Raw genomic sequence first — 15,840 nt, 5'->3', positions numbered from 1 at the left:
GGTGACGAAAATGCCGCTTCTAATCACGTGGTTTGAACTGGAGAGGCTCAAGGAGTTCAGCCAGGCGCTTGAGAAAGTCGATGAACTCAGGACCCTGGTTCCAATCCAGGTTGCCAACATCGAGCTCGAGGAGGAGAAGATAAAACTCGTCCTCCACGTCCCCGCCGACGCGCTCAGGCTTACAAGGGAGAGCTTCCCCGAAGCGGTGGTGGTAGCATGACCGAAGGCGACAGGAGGAACCTCATCACCACACACCAGGAAGTCAAGCGCATACGCAGGAGGACCCTCTCGGCCATCATCAACCAGCTGCACGGCTTCGACGCTCACGAGGAGTTTTCAGACCTCCTCGAAGAAGTCAGGAAGAAGTACGGCGTGACGAGAATCGGCCTCTTTGACATTGACCTGATTTTGTGGGACTTCAAGAACGGCCTACCCCTCGCGCTCCTCGAAGTCAAGAGCCGCTATCAGCTCAGCGAGAGCGACGGTTATGCGGTCTTCGACGAGCCTCAGTACACATTCCTCGAGGACCTCAGCAACTACCTCGGCGTGCCGGCCTACTACATCGTGAAGACCAAGGTCAAGTGGCTCGTCTGGAAGGTCGAGAAAGGCCTGGCCGTGAGGAGGGAGCTCACCGACGGCCGGAAGGTGGTCCTCCTTCCACTGGAAAAAGCCAGGCGCTTCAACTCCGGGGGAATGGTCCACAAGTTCATCACGAAGGAGCTGCTTGGGAGGTGAGAGAATGAAATCATTCATCATCGGGTTCAAGGACACCGACCAAGCGGACTTTCACGTACTTGCCAGACTTCAGGTCAAAGACCTCTCTAATCTCGCTTGGGATAATAATGCGACCCTTGACGTCTATCCGAGCAATCCATTCCACCTCTTCGGGGAGCTTCCTAAACTCGGCCATTCTCATCACCGTTACAAAGTTCACATTGTGGTATATAAGCCTTTCTTGGTACTCGAAGAAAAACTTTTAAGCACAAAGTTCCACAAAGTAACACGAAGGGACACGCAACAGGTGAAGCCTATGGCGATGAAGTTTCAGGTGGCCCGGGTGTTGGAAGTGGAAATCTACGACTTCAGCGCCATCTACGAAATCGGAGACCTCCTCGGCGTCGAAATAGTGAACGAAGAAGGCAAACCCATAGCCATCATACACGCCAAAGCACCCCAAGACACAACCGAACTGGCCAACGCCATCGTGAGCACCAAACTCCACGTCGAAGACCTCACCCACCTCCTCAGGGGGAGGTCCCCATGACCCTTTCTTTTCTTTGCAAAAATCTTACACTTTCCGCGAGAGGTGAGCGAGAATGAGTGAGAGAGATAAGGTTATGGAGCAAAATGTTCCGGTGTTCCAAAGCGAGATTTCTAAAAACAGAGGCGAGACAGACGTTCCAAATAAAATGGAACAGAATGGAACACCGGAATCATCTCCGGAACAGTTTGGAGCAGTTATTAGCATGATCCAGAAAGCGTTTAATTTAGAGAGACCTCGTGATGCTTTACCATATTTTATCCTCTGGAGGCATGGGAGGTTATCAATAACTAAGCTCAAGGAGCTGATGGAGGAGTACAATTCCAGCCTTGGTTACTCATCGAGTTCTCTTAGAGTGGCTTTGTCGGTTCTCAAGAAGGATAAGTCTCATGTTCTTGAGGTTCGGGATAAGGAGCTTGGCATCACGTACTATGAGTTGAAGCCTGAGGCTGTGGAGGAGATTTTGAATGTGATGATGGTGGAGGCGAGGCTTCGGGAGCTGGAGGAGCGGAAGGCTAAGGACCATGAGGATTTGGTGGAGCTGGCTCGGGAGTTTTTCAGGGAGTTCTATCGGGACAGGGTTGTGGAGGCCTTGACGACTTCGAGGGATCGGTTCGTGGTGGTGGACTGGACGGAGCTTAATGCGGTTCTTCCGGAGCTGGCTTCGGCGGTGGTGGAGCGGCCGGTTGTGGCGTTGAGGGCTTTCAATGACGCGTTGAGGCTGTTCATCGAGGAGGATTTGATGGTCGAGGTCAAGGGGGAGTGGTCGGTTCACTTCACTAACCTCAGGGATAAGCTTCGGCCGGCCGATGTTCGTGCTGAGCATGTGGGTAAGCTGGTTGAGGTGAAGGGTCTGGTGACTGGGGTCAGTAACGTGAGGTCCTTCTACCGGAAGGCGGTGTTCGTGTGCCTGGACTGTGGGCAGGAGCATGTTAGGGTTCAGCAGCCTTTGAGGCCGTTGGTGAGGCCTAAGAAGTGTGAGGCCTGCGGCTCAAGGAACGTTGAGCTGCTTGAGGAGGCGAGTGATAAGCTGGACTTTCAGTTCTTCAAGGTGCAGGATTCGCCGGAGGACCTGGGTGGTGGTGAGCCGGCTGAGAAGTTGGCTTACGTTATTGGTCCGCAGGCTGGTGTCCTCAAGGGTGGTATGAGGGTTAGGCTTACTGCAGTTGTCAGGGAGCGGGTGTACAAGAAGGATGACCTTCCGATTTACGAGCGGGTCTTGGAGGTGAACCACATTGAGGTCCTCGACAGGGCCATGTCGGTTGAGGAGTTGAGCGAGGAGGACCTGCAGCAGGTTAAGAACTTGGCGAGGGTTCATGGGGATAGGTTACCCTACGTGGTGGCTTCGTCCATTGCTCCGCAATTGTTCGGCCTTGAGAGGGAGAAGCTCGGTGCTGCCGTCTCGATTGTGGGTGGCGTGCCGACGCAGGCGAAGCCTCGTGGTCACGTGCATGTCCTTTACGTTGGGGATCCTGGGTGCGGTAAGACTGAGCTTTTGCGTGCTGTTGAGAGGGTTGCACCGAAGGCTATCTTTACGTCGGGACCTGGTTCGAGTGGTGTGGGTCTCACGGCAACGGTGAGGCGGAATGAGGTGAGTAAGGGGGACTGGATGATTGTCGGTGGCGCGCTGGTCCTTGCGAGCGGTGGGGTGTGCTTGATTGATGAGCTGGAGAAGATGAACGCTGAGGAGCGGAAGGCCTTGCACACGGCGATGGAGCAGCAGCTCATACCGATCAACAAGGCGGGGATTAATGTCGTGCTGAGGATTGACACGACGATTATGGCGACTGCCAACCCGAAGGGTGGGAAGTTCGACAGGAATAAGACGGTCATCGAGCAGATTGACTTTCCGCCGACGCTCTTAAACAGGTTCGACCTGGCGTTCATCATCTTGGACAATTACCAGGAAGGCGACGAGGTCCTGGACTATGTGATGGAGGTTAATGATGCGGGAGCCTCGGGACCTATCCCGGAGGACCTGTTAAGGAAATTCTTCGTGTATGCGAGGAGCCTTCGTCCGAGGTTTTCAGCTGAAGCAAGGGAGGCGATTAAGGCCGGGTTCAAGGAGCTGAGGAGGAAGTATAGGAGCGGAAAAATCGCGCTGAACCTGCGTTATTTCAACGGCTTGATGAGGATTGCGGAGGCTTTCGCGAAGTTGAGGCTCAGCGAGACGGTTGAGCCGGTTGATGTCCAGCGTGCGGTTGAGCTGTTCGAGTCATCGATTCGGGCGATTGCCTATGACCCTGAGCGTGATGATTACGACCTGGCTATCCTTGAGGTCGGGGTGCCGAGTGATGTCTTGGACTTGAGGGAGAAGGTGGTGAACCTTGTCAGGGAGTTGTCTCCGCTGTTCCCGAACGGGGTCCCTTGGGATACGGTGTTGAAGTCTATGACGGATAGGGGTTACCCGAGGGAGAAGGTGGTTGAGGTCCTCAGGGACTTGGTGATGATGGGGAAGCTGACCGAGACGGAAGGCGGTAGGTACAAACTAACTGCGTGAGGTGAGCGAGATGAGGACGAAGACGGTTTCGGCGAGGGTTGAGGTGGAGTTCTACGAGAAGGTTAAGGCGTTGGCTGAGGGACGTGGCATAACCGTGAGTGATGTAGTGCGCCAAGCCTTGGAAAATGAACTGGATGAAGCGGAGGTTCTCGAGCAGGTGAATGGCATGGAGGTCTATTATCCCAGGAAGCCGAGGTGGAAGAAGCTTGGCCACCGTATTCGTGCTTTGATTCTCTAATCGGGAGAATTCTTCCGTTTTCTTCATTTTTCTGGTTCAGTGCTTAAATCCTCCTGGTGAAATAGGGTGAAATTGGGGGATTCACCAAAAATCCCCCAGTGAAATCAGGGGAAAGGTGGTGAGACTGGTGGAGGACGCGAGCGGGAGGAAGCTGTACGTCTGTATGAGGTGCGGGAACAAGTTCTGGAGCCGTGCTAAAAAGCCTCAGTGTTCTGTCTGCCGTTCTAAGAGGGTCGTTCCCTACGAGGAGTTTTTGAAATTGCCGGAGGAGGAGCGTGAGCGGATTCTCGGGAAGAGGAGCGAGAAGAAAGATGAAAAGCCGGCTGAGGAAGCCAAGGAGGTTACGGCGGAGGTTGAGGAGCGGGGAAGTGAGGTGAAGAGCGAGGAGCCGGAGAGGGTGAAACAGGTTGAGGACCGTGAGGGTTCACCCAAAATCACCGGGGTGAAAAAGGGTGAAAAGCCGGGTGAGAAGGTGAAGGGTGAAAGGGTGAAGAGGGGGTTCCGCGTTCCAAGGCCGAGGTTGAGCTGGAAGGCGTGGAGCGTTATCTTTGCGCTGGCGTTCCTGTACTACCTCTATAAGGTTGGCTGGTTCGATGAGATGTTCAGGCAGTTGAAGCGCCTGGCTGGAAAGGACGAGGAGCCGGTTAAGGCTTACGAGGAGAGGCGTTCCCCGATTCTTGGGAAGATTGAGAGCAACCTAAGGGGGTGAGAGTGTGGGAAAGGTCAAGGCTGCTTTGGCGATGATGAACCCGGCCACTCAGGTGAAGATGGGGAGAATTTTCGGCTGGGTTGATGACCTGGTCGAGGCCATTAAGGCGACTGGTCTCGAGGTCGGCGAGGTGAACGGTGAGGAGGATCTCCAGGAGGTCCTGCTGAAGCTCATCGGCAAGGCGAAGGTCAGGCATGTGAGGGAGAAGAACGCGCTGGTTCTGGAGCTGGGGAAGGAGAAGAGGTTGAGGCTGACTTTGAGCTTCAAGGAGGTTGAATGATGGGGGACCCGCTTATGGCTGAGAATGCTGCGAAGGCCGTCGTGGACAGCACCATTGACGAGCTGGACGAGAAGGACATCACGAGCCTGGTCGAGGACGTGGAAAGGGACCTTGAGGAGATTGATGAGCTGGTCGAGGAGGAGGAACTGGAGGAGGTTGACGAGCCTGGCGGCCTGATGAGCGAGGAGGAGTTCAACGCGAGGCTTGACGAGTTCCAGGAGCGGGACCACAGCCTGACCATCTTCGCGAACTACTACGTGAAGATGCTAGAGAGGAAGGCGCGGGAAATCGGTGCGGACATTGACTTCTCGATTTGGTGGGACGTTGGGAGGCCGAGCTTCAACGCGGGATTGTGGTACATGGAGAAGGTGGAAGGCCAGAGCCTGCAGGTGAGCGGGAAGTTCGGCCTTCTCATTGGAGCGGGGTCCCTGCTGATGCTGACGTGGATGTACCGGAAGGCGGCGAAGGAGGCGAAGGTTGGGAGTGGTAAGGTCCGGCCGGAGGCCGGGGAAAGGACCTCTGGATCCGATGCCAATGCTGGGGATAAGCCGGTTAAGACCGAGGCCGAGAAGCTTCGCGAGAAGGCGAAGCCGAAGGAGCCTGAGCCGCCGAAGAGCGAGATGCTGGCTAAGATTGCGAAGAACCTCGGCTCTTGACTTTTCTTTTTGGAGGTGAGGCTTATGGGGATCCTGGACATTGACATCCCGGCCTGGAGTATTGACCTCATTTACGGGAACACTGGTTCGGGGAAGAGCTACTTTGCCGGCTGGTTGGTTGAGCAGGCGTGGGAGAGGGGGAGGCGGTTCATCGTTCTCGATACCAAGGTGAAGAACCACCTCGGCCTGGTCCAGCTCAAGGGGGTCAGGCTCCTCAAGATTAAGGTGGGGACGCGGTACAACTGGAGGAAGCTTTTGGACTTCGACCAGGTGCTGGTGGTCCCGACGCGGGGGACCATCAACAGGATTGGAGTGGAAGGCTTGGTCGAGCAGTATTACAAGCCTCTCCTTGATGAGATTTTCAGGCGGGACAGGGACCGGATTATCGTGGTGGAGGAGGCGCACAGGTTCAACCCGTCCTCGAGGAGGCCGGGGAAGGAGCTGGAGCAACTCTTCCGAGAAGGCCGTGACGGGAAGCTCTACACAGTTGCCATAACTCAGTCCATCGCGGACTTCCCAAAGCTTCTCTTCCGCCAGGCGCAGAGGCACTTCATCTTTCAGCATTACGTGCCGAACGACGTGATCTACCTCAACCGTATGGTTCCCGGCTTCTCAGAGCTGAACGACCAGCTGAGGGAGCATGACCTGATTGAGTTCATCCCGCCGGCAAAAACGAGGATTATCAAGCGTGAGCTTGTCGTGAGAAGGACGAGGCACTTCGGGTGATGGCCTTGGCGAGGCTGTACCTCTACGATGATAGGCGGTCGATTCTTCACACGGTCCTTGGTTTTGCCTCGGCCTTCCTCCTTGTTTATGGCCTTCTTGTCCTGGTCATCTACCTGGTCTATGAGGTCCGCGAGAAGGAGTACCCTGTGGCGACGGTGGGTGATGTTGTGGAGTTCCTCATTGGCTATATTTACGGTTTAGCCGTGCTCGTCTGGCTGGCGTTAGTGTTTTATACTTAGGCGAGAACGAAAAGCGAGGGATATTTATGACGAAGCGTAAGGCTGAGAAGGGAGCGAAGCGTGTTGAGATTGACCCTGCCGCGCGAGACCTGGTCGAGCTTGCGAGAGAGGGGGGGATTGATTTCGATGAAATCAAAAGGCCTACGCGCTTCAAGAAGTACAGGATTAATTATTGACACGAGTGTGCTGGCCAACTGGGTGAACAGAGGCAGGAAGGATTTACTCTCAAAATACAAGGGGTCGTACATCTCGGCAATCACGCTTTTTGAGTTCCTCCGGGGTATTCGCGATGACAAAAAACGCAAGAGAGCACTGAGGGATTTTAAGAGGTTGTACAAGGTAATTCACGTGGATACTACAACCGCAGTCCTGGCTTCGGAGATGTACGTCGAGCTTCAGAGGAGAGGGACTCCTCACGATGATGACGGTGATTTGTTGGTTGCGGCAACGGCTCTCAAGAGGAATCTAGCTGTTTTGACGGCTGATAATGGCTTCAAAAAGTTTAGAAATCTCGGGGTAGATGTGATTCTAACGAGGTGATGAGTGTGGGTGTTTATCTCGACCGCGAGGCGAGGGAGATAATTCAAACCGTGCGTGAGAAGCTTGCGAGACAGTTGGGAGTGAGCGAGAAGCACATTTCGGCGAGCATGGTTGTGAAGTACCTGTACTCCCAAAGCAGGTTAAAAATGGAGAATTCTTCCTGATTCTTTCCTTTTCCCCACTTTTCTGGTTCAGTGCTTAAATATTCAAGGTGCTCTATTCTTTACCGAGGCCTCACGGCCTCAAAAGCGAGACAAAGGTGAGAGGTGAGGGAGATGGACTGGAAGGAGATCTTTACGGGAGACTTCCTCGTGAACATGCTGAGCGTTCTGGCCGCGCTGTACATCTGGAACAAGTTCCTGGCCAAGAGGGTCTGAAGGCGAGGCAGTAAAATCAGGAGGTGAGACCGGTGTATAAGGTGAAAGAGACCCTTGACGATGTTTTGACCCTGCAGGTGAAGAGCATTGACGTGCCGAGGAACGGTGTCATTGACAGCATTGCACTCCTCGCTAAAATCACCCTCTCCAACGGGGGAGCGGCCGATGCCAACGTCAGCATGGAGGACGTTCTCAAGGCGATAAATGAGATCCGCGTCGTCAGCAACGGTAACGTCGTCCACTACGCGCTTAGGGGAACCGACATCGCTTACCTGAACGTTTATGACACTCACGGGAAGGCGCTTAGCCTCACTGACACGGTTACCGTCCCGGCCGGCGGGACGAAGGACATCAGCTTCCTCATCATGCTTGATGCTGGCCAGATCCATGCACTCATAAAGGACCAGCTGCAGATCAGGGTGGACTGGAACACCAGCATAACCACCGACGTCAGCGTCAGCGATGCTTCAATCAAGGTGACCCTTGATAAGGAGGTTTACGAGAGCGCCGAGGAGTACGTCATGGCCTATTCGGCCGGCGAGTACGGGGAAGTCTTCATAGAGGAGCCGAAGGTTTATGCAATCGAGAAGGCCTTTAACGCGCTTGGAGAGCTAACTGAGGTCTTTGAGCTTCCGGTCGGCTCGGTCCTCAAGCGCGCACTCCTCGTGTTCTATGATGACACGGGAGCAAGAGCCGACATCGTGGACAAGTACGCGCTTGTTAGAACCAGACCGGCGAGGATACAGCTTTACAAGATTGACTATGAGACGAGCAGGGAGCTGGACAAGATCCAGTACAAGCTTCCGAGCGTTCCGACCGGCATGACCATGTTCGACTACGATATGGAGGTTGTCGTTGGAGGCCTTGACCTCCGCGAGGAAGCGAGCGGAACCTTCAAGATTGCGCTTAAAACCACTGCCAGCGGCAAGCTTCGCTACATAAGCCACGAGGTTGTTCCTCAGGCAATCAGGCTCTAACCTCTTTCCTTTTCATTGAATCAGTGGGTCAAATCAGCTGCTTAAATCAGTTTTTGAGGTGGTTTAAATGGTCGTCACTCGGACCTACAGGCCTTCGGACGTGAGAGCTGTAGAGATTTTGAATCAGATAAAAGCGCAGCTGGGGATTTCAGGAAAGATAGATACTCTCGAAGAGCGCAGGAAGGCGTACTATTATCTCAAAGGGAAAGGCTGGAACATGAGCATGCTGGCCTGCAACCCTGACGCTTATCCAGGGGACCCTGAAAAGAAGGCGCTTTGCATGTTGTTTAACGAGATGCGTGGGTATCAAATCGAGGAGAGCATCAGGGGGAACGAGGCGCAGTTGAAGAAGTACGGGAGTGCGTTTAGAAGGACCTACGAGAGGAACAGGAAAATACTTGAGGTTCAGAAGAAGGCCGTTGAGAACGCTTACAAGAACAGCGGTATGAAGCAGCTCGAGAAGAAGACTGGAGTAAAGACTGTTCCAAGGCCACAACCGAAGCCACATGTCATAATTAAGCCGTTACCCTTGCCATCTCCACGTCCTGTACCAGAAAAGATCAGCATAACCTCGACAACTCCAAGGCCACAGCCGAAGCCGGCCACCGTGCACGTTCCACAGGCGAAGAGGGAAGAGTCAGGTAGAAACATCGGCCTCCTCCTCGGCGCAGTGGTGGCTTTCCTGGTTCTCAAGAAGGTTCTGAGGTGAGAACATGGCAGTTCCAGCAGTCATCGCGTTCAAAGAGAAGGACAACATCATACAGCTGGCGATGTACGCTTTCTTAGCAATTGTAGTTCTTTACACGCTTTACAAACTCTTCGGCGTGTTCAAGGAAGTCGGGGAGAAGGTGGAAGAAGCGAAGGAGAAGGTCGAGAATTTCATGAACGACCTCAAAAACGACCTTGAGCAGGCGCCTGAGAAGTTCACCCAGACCGGAAAAGACATCTCGACCATAGCAAAGGGGACCCTGACAGGCAAGCAGAACACTGGAGAGTACAACGAAGCCATGACCCGCCTTCACTATGGGGGACCGGAGTGGAAGCCTGGCGGAAGTGGCGAGATAAACAGAAAAACTGGAACCATCAGAAAGTATGGGACTCCCGTGAGACCTGGACAAGAGGTCCTCTTTGACGGTGAGTGGTACGCCAACCGCTTTGTAAACAACCTGGTGAAGTCCCCGGACAGCAATGAATACATCTCTAAGGAAGACGCGCTCGCGAGGAAGTACGGATTCAGCACTTACGCGCAGTTCAACGCATGGCTTTCTGGAGTCAAGGCGGCACTCAAGGCGGCGGGGAAAGACCCGAGCCAGATGAGCCTTGACCAGATTGTGAAGTACGGCCGGGAGCTTGAGAGGAAGAACGAGGAGTGGAAGAAAACCCACAAAGCGACGCCGAGGCTGGAACCCCGCAAAGATGTAAAGCGTCCCTGGCTCAAACCGCTTCCACTTGAAAAACAGGACGAGCTTCTCAAGAAGGTGTACCCGCGCACTCCCGGCGGCGGGGTGATAATCGGAGGAAGCACTCGGGTCCCAGGGTTAAATCCCAAACCAAAACCAATACTCGATCAACCAAAACGCGTTCTTCCTGTGAGAGTACCGATCTTTGCGAGGTGAGAGCATGAAGCTCGACCGCGAGACCCTCTTTCACGGCCTCGTCCTCTTCATTTTGTGGATGGCCTTCCAGATCGAGTTCAAGAAGTTCCTGGACAAGGTGAGGTGAAATGACTGGAACCGAAGTCTGGAGTTCACTCATCACGATCATTGGCACCGCACTCCTGACAGCCTACGCAACCTCCAAGGCGAACGAACGGATCCTCAAGACCATCATGGACCGCGTGGACGAGCTTGAGGCCAGGATCTTCAACCACGAACAGCGCCTCAGCCGCCTCGAGGGGAAAGTGGCAAAGGAGGCGGGAGCATGAGCAGGAAGAACAGGAACATTTACCTCGGCAGGCGCGTTAAGGACACTGGAAAAAAAGGTCTCGACAACCTCAAGGAAGTTGAAGACCTCTGCAAGGCCATACTCGCCGATTACCATAGAAGAAGAATCTCCTACGCTAAGGCCATGAGACGGCTCGTTTTTCTCCGCACGACCGTCATCAAGCGGAGTGAGAAGCTGGCCGGGAAGAAGCGGAAGGCCTACGCTATCGTGAGGAAGTACGAGGAAAAGCTGAGGAGGTTGAAAAAATGACAGGTGTGAATCTCATCGACTTCACTATGCCTTCCCCGGTCCCGGCTCCAGCCGGCGGGAAGGCCAGAGACGTGGGAGAGATGAAGCTCGTTCTCCCCAAAAAAGTCGAACCGGCTGGGGAAGAAGTAGCCGGGAAGAAGAAGGCCAACTGGTGGAAGGCACTCCTACCACTCCTCGGCATCATCATCGTGATTAAGCTCGCCACCTGGTACGCGAGGAGGTATGGAAAATGAGCGAGATGAGGGTGAACGCGTACTTTGAACCTGCTGACAATAAAGTCGTTGAGCTTACCGACAGCGAGAGGAGCCAGGAAGTGGACTTCGGAACGCTGAGCCATATTACTGCCATAAGCGTTAGTCACGGGAACGATGATTACGTCATAATCAGGCTGAGGAAGGTCGAGGACACGAGGCCGTTTTGGTCAGCGAAGTTCTACAAGGGACTGAACGGCCAGGTGTTCATCCAGCCGATTCCCGCCAACCCGCTGAGAAAGGTCGTGGTTGAAGTCGAGCCTGGCGGGAGCCTCACCGCAATCAACGACAGCGTCCTCGTTAATATAAGCTACATTCAGGGGTGAGAGCGTGCTGTTGATCAAAGGAGTCGGCGGAGGAATATTACTCGAGGGGAAATTTGTTGCGTATGGGATTGGAAATGAGATGTCAAGCACGTCATTCAACTCAGGTCCAGGGAACTCCCTCAACGCAGTTTCCTTGAGTGTCGGAGTCGGAAACTCCGTACATGGTGTCTCGGTGAGTGTCGGAGTCGGAAACTCATACACCCCGGGGGTGTGATGAATGGCGACGTATAACCTGAACATTGCATTCGTGAAATACTACGTTGAGAGCGTGCCTGACTACAATCAGAAACTCCCTGTAACAGTAAACAACCCGAAGGATACTCCCACCTACGTGAAAGCAACGATCCTAAATCAGGGAGCGCTGGGATTCACTTTTGACGATGGGACGACTGAAAAGACTTATACGGTCAATGCAAATAGCTCTTTGAGCGTAACGGAGCTTCTTGTTCCGGCAACGAACCCAGCCGAAACGATGAAGGACAGCATACAAATCAAACTTGAGTATTACAAAGACAACGCTTATACTAAGCTATTTGGCGAGGACGTCCTCAACGTCCAGCTGAACTACTATATCGAGAATGCCGACGGGACATGGACCAGCACAGCATACCCCGACGAGAGTGTATTTGTCTGGGAAAAATGGCCGGCTTCCACAATTGCAACAATCGCATATCAAGACAAAGCGACAGTCACCGGCGTAAATGGGAAACTTCTCATGCTGAGGCAGTATAATCCCGGAAGCACGCTTATATCAAAAACCACCGTCGCGGGGGTAGTTTCATCGGAGAGTGCGTTATTCAATATAGACCCCTATTATCACACAACTGTCGCAATTGGGTTCATGGCAGTCCAAGACACTACAACCCCCGCGCCGGAAGGGTTCTTATCCACAGTCCTTCGGTATTACTCAGGTTCAAACGCAATGATATATGGGGGATATAACCTCATTACTGGCGCGTTTGATAAATCAACGTGGGATTGGAAGACTTTCGCATCAACCGCCATAGTTGGAGGCCTGCTAAAGATTGTTGGAATAAACTGGGGGACTGGAGAATCCCCAATCGCTGGAATGAAATGGTATGATACACCAGCAGAATTGACCATCGACGACGTTATTTACTTCCTTCCACTACCATAAAATAGAGATGCTAAAGCTCCAGAATCCCCAGCTCTTCTTTTAATTTGTCCACCATGTAATAGTAGATCCTTGCAGCATTCTGCACGTTCCAGCGGTAGTTCCTCCCGCCGACGTTCTTCGGTGCTCTCCCCTGGAGGAACTCAATTAGGTGCATCGCATCGGCCGGTGGGTTTGGAACGGCGCTCATCACGTGGTCGTTCATGAAGTTCTGGAAGAACTTTCTCAGCAACGCGAGGTCCTTCACTTTCTTATAGTCCCTGAACATCTTATGCTTGCTCGAATTGTCCGCCGTTAGCTTGTAGCCTGTGCTCTTAAACCACTCCAGTTCGGGAACCAGCTCGGCAGGGAAGACGGCAACGTAACCCCTTTTCGTCCCGTGTTTCCTGGTCGGGAGCTTCACCCGCTCCATGTCGTAAACTGCGATCTTCTTCCTCCACTCCTCGGGAAGGCCGAAGGCCTTGAAGGTGTCGTCAATAACTCCCGGCTCGAACTGGTTCATCAGCTCTCTAACTTCGTCGCCACGAAGGCCGGTGAAGGCGAGAAGCTTGAGGTAGAGCTTCCGTGCTCTGAGAATTGTCTCGTTCTTCGCCTTGAGCTGGTTGAACATTTCCCTTATATCTTGGACCGTGATGACTTTCGCAGACTCAGCGCGCGAGGTGGTTTTAATGTTCGGGACGACTGCCTTAAAGTCGATTGCCTCGCTTTTCCTAATCTTCCCCGTATCGACCAGGAAGTTAATGTAACTCCGGATTGCAAGGTAAGCATGGCGGTTAGGGTTCCCGTTCTTCGTCGGTGGGATCGCTTCAACTATACGCCTCAGCTCTTCGGGAGTGTTTGCCTTCTTCCCCCAGAGGAATTTATCAAGCATTGGGATGTACTTCCTCGCCATTGAAGGCGTGCGCCGTTTCAGCCATTCGACGTATTTTTGCCGGTCACGACCATAATGGATTTTGGCTGTTGAGTCCACCAAAGCCTTTCCTGTAAAAACGTTATCGGCGCTCGGCTCTTTATTATCGTCATTCTGACCAGAGAGGCCTTCATTCGGCGAAAAGCGACTATCTTGAGTCCCAATTCAAGTCCTCCTATGGTAGGAACCCAAGGAGTGACGTCCCTCCCCTTGAGGTGCTCCCGGTTCTCGATAAGTTCGAGAGGGCCGACCAGCTGGAGGAGGTCTTGAAGGCGGCCATGGAGAGCGAGCTGATAGCCCACGAGGCGTACAAGCTGCTCGCCGAGAAGGTGAATGGGGGTAAACTTCGGGAGTTCTACCTCAAGCTGGCTGAAGTCGAGCGCGGCCACTACGAGGCACTCAGGAAAATGATTGAGGGGCTGAGAAAAAACTGAGACCAAACGCCGAAATTCGGTTCAAAAAGGACTTAAGTTTTAAAATACCCTTCTTTCGGCGGTATTTTGTCCCCAAACTCCTTTCATAGACGGTTGTGCCAAAGCCCGTATAAAGCCTTCCGAGTATAGTTTATTGGGTGATTGGAATGACCGATCTTGAAGGCCTGTCTTTCCTTGAGGAACTTCCGCTGAGGGAGCTTCTCGCCCATTGGATATTCCTGGAGGGCGACAAGGCTCTTCTTTACCTTAGGCTTTCCAGAAAGGCGAAGAACCTGGGTCTCGACGATGCTTATGATATGTTCAAGCTCCTCTCCCGTGAGGCGGAGAGGCACGAGAGGAAGCTGAGAACTCTGTACACCCGGAAGTTCGGGGCGGAAATTCCAGAAGTCCACGGCCCATCTCTGGAGGAACTCTCGGATATAGGGGAGCTTGAGAGCGAAAACGACGTTTTTGCCGTTCTTAAATGTGCCCTTGAGCTGGAGGAAGTCGCTGAGAGGGTTTACTCAATTCTGGCCGGGAAGGCTGACGACGATTTCCTGAGGGCGGTCTTTTCATACCTTGGCTCCACCGAGAAGCTTCATGAGAGAGCCATAGAGTCGCTGATGAGGGACTATGGCTACGTTGAAGGGGTAAGAAAAGGTGAAATTGGGGCCAGCTGACGCTGCCTCCTTCACTTTTTCTCAGCCTTGGCTTTCGCCTGCTCCTTGGCCTTCTTCTGCTCCTCGAGCTTCCGCCTTATCTCCTCGATTTTCTCCTCCTTGAGCGGGATAAATTTGTCGTCGCCGTTGTCGTAGCTGGCCAGGAGGAACTCGTCGCTCATCTCCAAAGCCCCTGTCGGGCATACATCGACGCACTGCTTGCAGTAGACACAGCGGGCAGTCCAGAGGGCCACCTTCCTGATGTCGGGTAGATAGACAAAAACACCGGCCGGGCAGACGGTGACGCACATTCTACAGCCGACGCACTTATCGACGTTGTACCTTAGCTGCCCCCTGAAGTCCTCCGGAACGGGCACTGGCTCGGTCTTGGGGAAGAGGTTGGTCGCCGGCTTCCTCGCCAGGTTCCTGAGCACCGTTGGGACGAGTATAGGTGCCCTCACATTATCACCTCCATCGCTATGAGGAGCGAGCCGACGAGCGACGCTAAGAAGACGTTCTTCCAGAGGAAGTCCACCGCTTGCGTTATCTTCAGCCTTCCCGTCACTGCCCTGAAGACGCTCTCGACGACGAAGAGCAGTATGAAGACCTTCAGCGTGTGGAAGAGCAGGTTCACGACGTCCGCTGAAAGGCCGGTGAGGTTGAAGTAGTCAGTTATCCCCCAGGGGAAGAATATCGCGACCACGAGGGAAGCGGCTATATAAGCTTTGAGAGCCTTCGTCAGCTTGAGCAGGGCAAGGTACCTTCCGCTGTACTCCACGAGCAGTCCCTCGGCTATTTCCTCCTCTGCATCGGGTATGTTGAAGAACCCGACCTCTATCTCGCTCGCCAGCCAGACGCAGAAGACGTAGAGGAGTATTATCGCCCCAACGAAGCTCATGGGCGTCCCTATCTCCCAGATGTTGTGCTGGTAGAAGATGCCCATGCTGAACGGCTTGTCCACGCCGAGCTTACCGAGGCGCCACATTATGGCGAAGATAGCGAGCATCATCGCGGGCTCTCTGGAAACCATCACCGTCGCTTCCCTCGCGGCCCCTATCTTCGCGTACGGACTGCCAGAGCTTATCGCTCCCACTATCTTGAAGAAGCTTATCAGGGCGAGGAGGTAGATGAAGACGATGACGTCGCCCTTGCTCGCCATAATGGGCGTGAAGCCCATCGGCGTGTAAGCCAGGAGCGCTATGGCAGTCGCAAGGGCTAAAACAGGCGCGGCCCGGAACATGTAGTTGGCAGTGTTTGGAACTATCGTCTCCTTGCTCATCAGCTTGAGGAAGTCGTAGAATGGCTGTATCAGTGGCGGTCCAACGCGCCTCTGCATCCTCGCTACCAGCTTCCTGTCTATTCCCTCCCAGAGGAGTGAGGCGAGTGAGACGAAACCGTAGAGGCCGAGCAGTCCCGCGACCGGGTAAACGATGTTGCCCATAACGTCCAT

27 protein-coding genes are annotated in these 15,840 nt (G+C 53.7%); 23 read left to right on the top strand and 4 right to left on the bottom strand.

Annotated elements, in window-relative coordinates; translation table 11 throughout:
• The first annotated feature begins 10 nt into the window (after window positions 1-10).
• Entirely contained in the window at window positions 11-220 is a 210-nt protein-coding gene (locus E3E27_RS08720; RefSeq protein WP_167774263.1) for a hypothetical protein, read from the top strand.
• Window positions 217-735, top strand: coding sequence for a hypothetical protein (locus E3E27_RS08715; RefSeq protein ID WP_167774262.1), 519 nt, complete (start codon window positions 217-219; stop codon window positions 733-735). Before E3E27_RS08720 ends, E3E27_RS08715 begins: the two co-directional genes overlap by 4 nt.
• Window positions 736-745: 10 nt before the next feature.
• Here the strand turns inward: E3E27_RS08715 and E3E27_RS08710 are convergent, their stop codons facing one another.
• Window positions 746-916: an AbrB/MazE/SpoVT family DNA-binding domain-containing protein gene (locus E3E27_RS08710; protein ID WP_240910718.1), complete on the bottom strand. Its 171-nt coding sequence runs from the start codon at window positions 914-916 to the stop codon at window positions 746-748.
• A gap of 141 nt (window positions 917-1,057) precedes the next feature.
• Between E3E27_RS08710 and E3E27_RS08705 the strand changes: the two genes are divergently transcribed.
• The 19 genes from E3E27_RS08705 to E3E27_RS08615 all read left to right on the top strand — a co-directional run bounded on the left by E3E27_RS08705 (window position 1,058) and on the right by E3E27_RS08615 (window position 12,411).
• Window positions 1,058-1,264 (top strand): hypothetical protein, encoded by a 207-nt coding sequence (locus tag E3E27_RS08705; RefSeq protein WP_167774260.1) that lies wholly within the window; start codon window positions 1,058-1,060, stop codon window positions 1,262-1,264.
• A 52-nt stretch (window positions 1,265-1,316) separates the two neighbouring features.
• Entirely contained in the window at window positions 1,317-3,761 is a 2,445-nt protein-coding gene (locus E3E27_RS08700) for a minichromosome maintenance protein MCM (RefSeq protein ID WP_167774259.1), read from the top strand.
• A 10-nt stretch (window positions 3,762-3,771) separates the two neighbouring features.
• Window positions 3,772-3,999 (top strand): ribbon-helix-helix protein, CopG family, encoded by a 228-nt coding sequence (locus E3E27_RS08695; RefSeq protein WP_167774258.1) that lies wholly within the window; start codon window positions 3,772-3,774, stop codon window positions 3,997-3,999.
• A gap of 118 nt (window positions 4,000-4,117) precedes the next feature.
• A complete protein-coding gene (locus tag E3E27_RS08690) occupies window positions 4,118-4,708 on the top strand; it encodes a hypothetical protein (RefSeq protein WP_167774257.1) in 591 nt (196 codons plus the stop codon).
• A 4-nt stretch (window positions 4,709-4,712) separates the two neighbouring features.
• A complete protein-coding gene (locus tag E3E27_RS08685) occupies window positions 4,713-4,988 on the top strand; it encodes a hypothetical protein (protein ID WP_371731581.1) in 276 nt (91 codons plus the stop codon).
• On the top strand, window positions 4,985-5,644 hold the full coding sequence (locus tag E3E27_RS08680) for a hypothetical protein (protein WP_240910708.1): 660 nt from the start codon (window positions 4,985-4,987) through the stop codon (window positions 5,642-5,644). Before E3E27_RS08685 ends, E3E27_RS08680 begins: the two co-directional genes overlap by 4 nt.
• A 24-nt stretch (window positions 5,645-5,668) precedes the next feature.
• The gene (locus tag E3E27_RS08675; protein ID WP_014788373.1) at window positions 5,669-6,370 is read left to right on the top strand and encodes an ATP-binding protein; all 702 of its coding nucleotides are present in this window, start codon (window positions 5,669-5,671) and stop codon (window positions 6,368-6,370) included.
• A complete protein-coding gene (locus E3E27_RS08670; RefSeq protein WP_167774256.1) occupies window positions 6,370-6,609 on the top strand; it encodes a hypothetical protein in 240 nt (79 codons plus the stop codon). Before E3E27_RS08675 ends, E3E27_RS08670 begins: the two co-directional genes overlap by 1 nt.
• Before the next feature lie 26 nt (window positions 6,610-6,635).
• Window positions 6,636-6,785: a hypothetical protein gene (locus E3E27_RS08665; RefSeq protein ID WP_167774255.1), complete on the top strand. Its 150-nt coding sequence runs from the start codon at window positions 6,636-6,638 to the stop codon at window positions 6,783-6,785.
• Between the two features lie 7 nt (window positions 6,786-6,792).
• The gene (locus tag E3E27_RS08660; protein WP_371731580.1) at window positions 6,793-7,149 is read left to right on the top strand and encodes a type II toxin-antitoxin system VapC family toxin; all 357 of its coding nucleotides are present in this window, start codon (window positions 6,793-6,795) and stop codon (window positions 7,147-7,149) included.
• Window positions 7,149-7,313 carry a hypothetical protein gene (locus tag E3E27_RS08655; protein WP_167774108.1) on the top strand — a complete coding sequence of 55 codons (165 nt, stop codon included), beginning with the start codon at window positions 7,149-7,151 and terminating at the stop codon, window positions 7,311-7,313. The genes E3E27_RS08660 and E3E27_RS08655 overlap by 1 nt, the downstream gene beginning before the upstream one ends.
• A 245-nt stretch (window positions 7,314-7,558) precedes the next feature.
• Window positions 7,559-8,503, top strand: a complete 945-nt coding sequence (locus E3E27_RS08650) for a hypothetical protein (RefSeq protein WP_167774253.1) — start codon at window positions 7,559-7,561, stop codon at window positions 8,501-8,503.
• Window positions 8,504-8,570: 67 nt separating this feature from the next.
• On the top strand, window positions 8,571-9,212 hold the full coding sequence (locus E3E27_RS08645; RefSeq protein ID WP_167774252.1) for a hypothetical protein: 642 nt from the start codon (window positions 8,571-8,573) through the stop codon (window positions 9,210-9,212).
• Window positions 9,213-9,216: 4 nt separating this feature from the next.
• Entirely contained in the window at window positions 9,217-10,119 is a 903-nt protein-coding gene (locus E3E27_RS08640) for a hypothetical protein (RefSeq protein ID WP_167774251.1), read from the top strand.
• A gap of 107 nt (window positions 10,120-10,226) precedes the next feature.
• Entirely contained in the window at window positions 10,227-10,427 is a 201-nt protein-coding gene (locus tag E3E27_RS08635) for a hypothetical protein (protein WP_167774250.1), read from the top strand.
• Window positions 10,424-10,696 (top strand): hypothetical protein, encoded by a 273-nt coding sequence (locus E3E27_RS08630; protein WP_167774249.1) that lies wholly within the window; start codon window positions 10,424-10,426, stop codon window positions 10,694-10,696. The genes E3E27_RS08635 and E3E27_RS08630 overlap by 4 nt, the downstream gene beginning before the upstream one ends.
• Window positions 10,693-10,929: a hypothetical protein gene (locus E3E27_RS08625; RefSeq protein ID WP_167774248.1), complete on the top strand. Its 237-nt coding sequence runs from the start codon at window positions 10,693-10,695 to the stop codon at window positions 10,927-10,929. The genes E3E27_RS08630 and E3E27_RS08625 overlap by 4 nt, the downstream gene beginning before the upstream one ends.
• Complete coding sequence (locus E3E27_RS08620; RefSeq protein WP_167774247.1) at window positions 10,926-11,273, top strand: hypothetical protein; 348 nt, start codon at window positions 10,926-10,928, stop codon at window positions 11,271-11,273. The genes E3E27_RS08625 and E3E27_RS08620 overlap by 4 nt, the downstream gene beginning before the upstream one ends.
• 217 nt (window positions 11,274-11,490) lie before the next feature.
• Window positions 11,491-12,411, top strand: coding sequence for a hypothetical protein (locus tag E3E27_RS08615; protein ID WP_167774246.1), 921 nt, complete (start codon window positions 11,491-11,493; stop codon window positions 12,409-12,411).
• A gap of 10 nt (window positions 12,412-12,421) precedes the next feature.
• Here the strand turns inward: E3E27_RS08615 and E3E27_RS08610 are convergent, their stop codons facing one another.
• Complete coding sequence (locus E3E27_RS08610) at window positions 12,422-13,300, bottom strand: integrase (protein WP_167774245.1); 879 nt, start codon at window positions 13,298-13,300, stop codon at window positions 12,422-12,424.
• A 233-nt stretch (window positions 13,301-13,533) separates the two neighbouring features.
• Between E3E27_RS08610 and E3E27_RS10755 the strand changes: the two genes are divergently transcribed.
• Window positions 13,534-13,752, top strand: a complete 219-nt coding sequence (locus E3E27_RS10755; RefSeq protein ID WP_371731579.1) for a ferritin family protein — start codon at window positions 13,534-13,536, stop codon at window positions 13,750-13,752.
• A 146-nt stretch (window positions 13,753-13,898) separates the two neighbouring features.
• Entirely contained in the window at window positions 13,899-14,411 is a 513-nt protein-coding gene (locus E3E27_RS08600; protein WP_167774244.1) for a ferritin family protein, read from the top strand.
• Window positions 14,412-14,422: 11 nt separating this feature from the next.
• Here the strand turns inward: E3E27_RS08600 and E3E27_RS08595 are convergent, their stop codons facing one another.
• The gene (locus E3E27_RS08595; RefSeq protein ID WP_167774243.1) at window positions 14,423-14,851 is read right to left on the bottom strand and encodes a 4Fe-4S dicluster domain-containing protein; all 429 of its coding nucleotides are present in this window, start codon (window positions 14,849-14,851) and stop codon (window positions 14,423-14,425) included.
• On the bottom strand, window positions 14,848-15,840 hold the full coding sequence (locus tag E3E27_RS08590; protein ID WP_167774389.1) for a respiratory chain complex I subunit 1 family protein: 993 nt from the start codon (window positions 15,838-15,840) through the stop codon (window positions 14,848-14,850). The genes E3E27_RS08595 and E3E27_RS08590 overlap by 4 nt, the downstream gene beginning before the upstream one ends.

It is taken from the genome of Thermococcus sp. MV11 (genome assembly GCF_012027285.1).
Taxonomy (GTDB): Archaea; Methanobacteriota_B; Thermococci; order Thermococcales; family Thermococcaceae; genus Thermococcus; species Thermococcus cleftensis.
The sequence above is the reverse complement of the archived record's forward strand: the minus strand, read 5'-3'. Positions and strand labels throughout refer to the sequence as shown.

Excerpts from the sequence above, each read along its gene's own strand:
- E3E27_RS08720 (WP_167774263.1), top strand. The coding sequence starts at position 11 with ATGCCGCTTCTAATCACGTGGTTTGAACTGGAGAGGCTCAAGGAGTTC.
- E3E27_RS08715 (WP_167774262.1), top strand. The coding sequence starts at position 217 with ATGACCGAAGGCGACAGGAGGAACCTCATCACCACACACCAGGAAGTC.
- E3E27_RS08710 (WP_240910718.1), bottom strand. The coding sequence starts at position 916 with ATGAGAATGGCCGAGTTTAGGAAGCTCCCCGAAGAGGTGGAATGGATT.
- E3E27_RS08700 (WP_167774259.1), top strand. The coding sequence starts at position 1,317 with ATGAGTGAGAGAGATAAGGTTATGGAGCAAAATGTTCCGGTGTTCCAA.
- E3E27_RS08695 (WP_167774258.1), top strand. The coding sequence starts at position 3,772 with ATGAGGACGAAGACGGTTTCGGCGAGGGTTGAGGTGGAGTTCTACGAG.
- E3E27_RS08680 (WP_240910708.1), top strand. The coding sequence starts at position 4,985 with ATGATGGGGGACCCGCTTATGGCTGAGAATGCTGCGAAGGCCGTCGTG.
- E3E27_RS08675 (WP_014788373.1), top strand. The coding sequence starts at position 5,669 with ATGGGGATCCTGGACATTGACATCCCGGCCTGGAGTATTGACCTCATT.
- E3E27_RS08670 (WP_167774256.1), top strand. The coding sequence starts at position 6,370 with ATGGCCTTGGCGAGGCTGTACCTCTACGATGATAGGCGGTCGATTCTT.
- E3E27_RS08665 (WP_167774255.1), top strand. The coding sequence starts at position 6,636 with ATGACGAAGCGTAAGGCTGAGAAGGGAGCGAAGCGTGTTGAGATTGAC.
- E3E27_RS08655 (WP_167774108.1), top strand. The coding sequence starts at position 7,149 with ATGAGTGTGGGTGTTTATCTCGACCGCGAGGCGAGGGAGATAATTCAA.
- E3E27_RS08645 (WP_167774252.1), top strand. The coding sequence starts at position 8,571 with ATGGTCGTCACTCGGACCTACAGGCCTTCGGACGTGAGAGCTGTAGAG.
- E3E27_RS08640 (WP_167774251.1), top strand. The coding sequence starts at position 9,217 with ATGGCAGTTCCAGCAGTCATCGCGTTCAAAGAGAAGGACAACATCATA.
- E3E27_RS08635 (WP_167774250.1), top strand. The coding sequence starts at position 10,227 with ATGACTGGAACCGAAGTCTGGAGTTCACTCATCACGATCATTGGCACC.
- E3E27_RS08630 (WP_167774249.1), top strand. The coding sequence starts at position 10,424 with ATGAGCAGGAAGAACAGGAACATTTACCTCGGCAGGCGCGTTAAGGAC.
- E3E27_RS08625 (WP_167774248.1), top strand. The coding sequence starts at position 10,693 with ATGACAGGTGTGAATCTCATCGACTTCACTATGCCTTCCCCGGTCCCG.
- E3E27_RS08620 (WP_167774247.1), top strand. The coding sequence starts at position 10,926 with ATGAGCGAGATGAGGGTGAACGCGTACTTTGAACCTGCTGACAATAAA.
- E3E27_RS08615 (WP_167774246.1), top strand. The coding sequence starts at position 11,491 with ATGGCGACGTATAACCTGAACATTGCATTCGTGAAATACTACGTTGAG.
- E3E27_RS08610 (WP_167774245.1), bottom strand. The coding sequence starts at position 13,300 with ATGGCGAGGAAGTACATCCCAATGCTTGATAAATTCCTCTGGGGGAAG.
- E3E27_RS08600 (WP_167774244.1), top strand. The coding sequence starts at position 13,899 with ATGACCGATCTTGAAGGCCTGTCTTTCCTTGAGGAACTTCCGCTGAGG.
- E3E27_RS08590 (WP_167774389.1), bottom strand. The coding sequence starts at position 15,840 with ATGGACGTTATGGGCAACATCGTTTACCCGGTCGCGGGACTGCTCGGC.